Annotated in this window: 1 rRNA gene; it reads right to left on the bottom strand. The window is 54.6% G+C overall.

What is annotated here, in order from left to right:
- Positions 1 to 70: 70 nt before the first annotated feature.
- Positions 71 to 2,999, bottom strand: a 23S ribosomal RNA gene (locus tag C7R91_RS28925).
- Positions 3,000 to 3,001 lie beyond the last annotated feature (2 nt).

The raw sequence follows: 3,001 nt of genomic DNA on the forward strand, positions 1-3,001 counted from the left end.
ACAAGTAATCGGGAATACAGCTTTTCGCCTCATTCCTTCAAAACTGAATACGCATGATTGCTAAGAGTGTGTGGATAAGTCCTCGACCGATTAGTATTCGTCAGCTCCACGCGTTACCGCGCTTCCACACCGAACCTATCAACCTCATCGTCTATGAGGGGTCTTACCAGCTTGCGCTGTGGGAAGTCTCATCTTGGAGGGGGCTTCACGCTTAGATGCTTTCAGCGCTTATCCCGTCCGCACATAGCTACCCAGCTGTGCCACTGGCGTGACAACTGGTGCACCAGCGGTGCGTCCATCCCGGTCCTCTCGTACTAAGGACAGCTCTCCTCAAACTTCCTACGCCCGCGACAGATAGGGACCGAACTGTCTCACGACGTTCTGAACCCAGCTCGCGTACCGCTTTAATGGGCGAACAGCCCAACCCTTGGGACCTACTTCAGCCCCAGGATGCGATGAGCCGACATCGAGGTGCCAAACCTCCCCGTCGATGTGGACTCTTGGGGGAGATAAGCCTGTTATCCCCAGGGTAGCTTTTATCCGTTGAGCGATGGCCCTTCCATGCGGAACCACCGGATCACTAAGCCCGACTTTCGTCCCTGCTCGACTTGTAGGTCTCGCAGTCAAGCTCCCTTCTGCCTTTACACTCTACGAATGATTTCCGACCATTCTGAGGGAACCTTTGGGCGCCTCCGTTACCTTTTAGGAGGCGACCGCCCCAGTCAAACTGCCCACCTGGCATGGTCCTCTCGCCCGATAAGGGCGACGAGTTAGAAACTCCGTACATCAAGGGTGGTATCCCACCGACAGCTCCACAGAGGCTGGCGCCCCTGCTTCTCAGCTTCCCACCTATCCTGTACATGATGCACAAAGTTCCAATACCAGGCTACAGTAAAGCTCCATGGGGTCTTTCCGTCTTGTCGCGGGTAACCTGCATCTTCACAGGTATTATGATTTCACCGGGTCTCTTGCCGAGACAGCGCCCAAGTCGTTACGCCTTTCGTGCGGGTCGGAACTTACCCGACAAGGAATTTCGCTACCTTAGGACCGTTATAGTTACGGCCGCCGTTTACTGGGGCTTCGGTTCAAAGCTTCGCTTGCGCTAACTCATCCCCTTAACCTTCCAGCACCGGGCAGGCGTCAGCCCCTATACTTCGCCTTGCGGCTTCGCAGAGACCTGTGTTTTTGCTAAACAGTCGCTTGGGCCTTTTCACTGCGGCCCCCTCGGGCTATTAACCCTACCGAGGCGCCCCTTCTCCCGAAGTTACGGGGCCATTTTGCCGAGTTCCTTAGCAAGAGTTATCCCGCGCACCTTAGGATTCTCTCCTCGCCTACCTGTGTCGGTTTGCGGTACGGGCACCTTGTTCCTCGCTAGACGCTTTTCTTGGCAGTGTGAAATCAGGGACTTCGGTACTTAAATTTCCCTCGCCATCACAGCTCATGCTTGACGGTGTGCGGATTTGCCTACACACCACACTCACTGCTTGGACGGCCATCCAGTAGGCCGCTCACCCTATCCTCCTGCGTCACGCCATTGCTCAAGCGGAACAGAGGTGGTACAGGAATATCAACCTGTTGTCCATCGCCTACGCCTTTCGGCCTCAGCTTAGGTCCCGACTAACCCTGGGAGGACGAGCCTTCCCCAGGAAACCTTAGGCTTTCGGTGGACAAGATTCTCACTTGTCTTTTCGCTACTTACACCGGCATTCTCACTTCCAAGCGCTCCACCGCTCTTTCCAGTACGGCTTCACTGCTGCTTGGAACGCTCCCCTACCCAGTCCGTAAGGACTGCCATAGCTTCGGTGATACGTTTAGCCCCGTTACATTTTCCGCGCAGAGTCACTCGACCAGTGAGCTATTACGCACTCTTTAAATGGTGGCTGCTTCTAAGCCAACATCCTGGTTGTCTGGGCAACTCCACATCGTTTCCCACTTAACGTATACTTGGGGACCTTAGCTGATGGTCTGGGCTGTTTCCCTTTTGACGATGGATCTTAGCACTCACCGTCTGACTCCCGGACATAAGTCATTGGCATTCGGAGTTTGACTGAGTTCGGTAACCCGATGAGGGCCCCTAGCCCAATCAGTGCTCTACCTCCAAGACTCTAAATTCCGAGGCTAGCCCTAAAGCTATTTCGGGGAGAACCAGCTATCTCCGAGTTCGATTGGAATTTCACCGCTAGCCACACCTCATCCCCGCACTTTTCAACGTGCGTGGGTTCGGGCCTCCAGTAGGTGTTACCCTACCTTCACCCTGGACATGGCTAGATCACACGGTTTCGGGTCTACGGCAGCGTACTATCGCCCTATTCAGACTCGCTTTCGCTGCGGCTCCGTCTCTTCAACTTAACCTCGCACGCTACCGTAACTCGCCGGTTCATTCTACAAAAGGCACGCCGTCACCCTTTTAACGGGCTCCGACTATTTGTAAGCACACGGTTTCAGGTACTATTTCACTCCCCTCCCGGGGTGCTTTTCACCTTTCCCTCACGGTACTGGTTCACTATCGGTCGCTAGGTAGTATTTAGCCTTAGCAGATGGTCCTGCCAGATTCACACGGGATTTCACGTGTCCCGCGCTACTCGGGGTTGGTCTCGGAGAGACGCGCGTTTAGGTTACGCGACTATCACGCTCTATGGTCAGCTTTCCCAAGCTGTTCACCTACGCGCGTCTTTTGTAACTCCATGTGAGACGCCCCACAACCCCGCCGGGTAAACCCGACGGTTTAGGCTCTTCCGCGTTCGCTCGCCACTACTGACGGAATCACTATTGTTTTCTCTTCCTCCGGCTACTTAGATGTTTCAGTTCACCGGGTCTGCCTTCTCGTACCCTATGTATTCAGATACGGATACCATCCCATTACAGATGGTGGGTTCCCCCATTCGGAGATCCCCGGATCAAAGCGTGCTTACCGCTCCCCGAGGCTTATCGCAGTTCGCTGCGTCCTTCTTCGGCTCCTAGCGCCAAGGCATCCACCGTGTGCCCTTAGTAACTTAACCAC

The sequence above is a fragment of the Brevibacillus formosus genome (genome assembly GCF_003013405.1).
Lineage (GTDB): Bacteria > Bacillota > Bacilli > Brevibacillales > Brevibacillaceae > Brevibacillus > Brevibacillus formosus.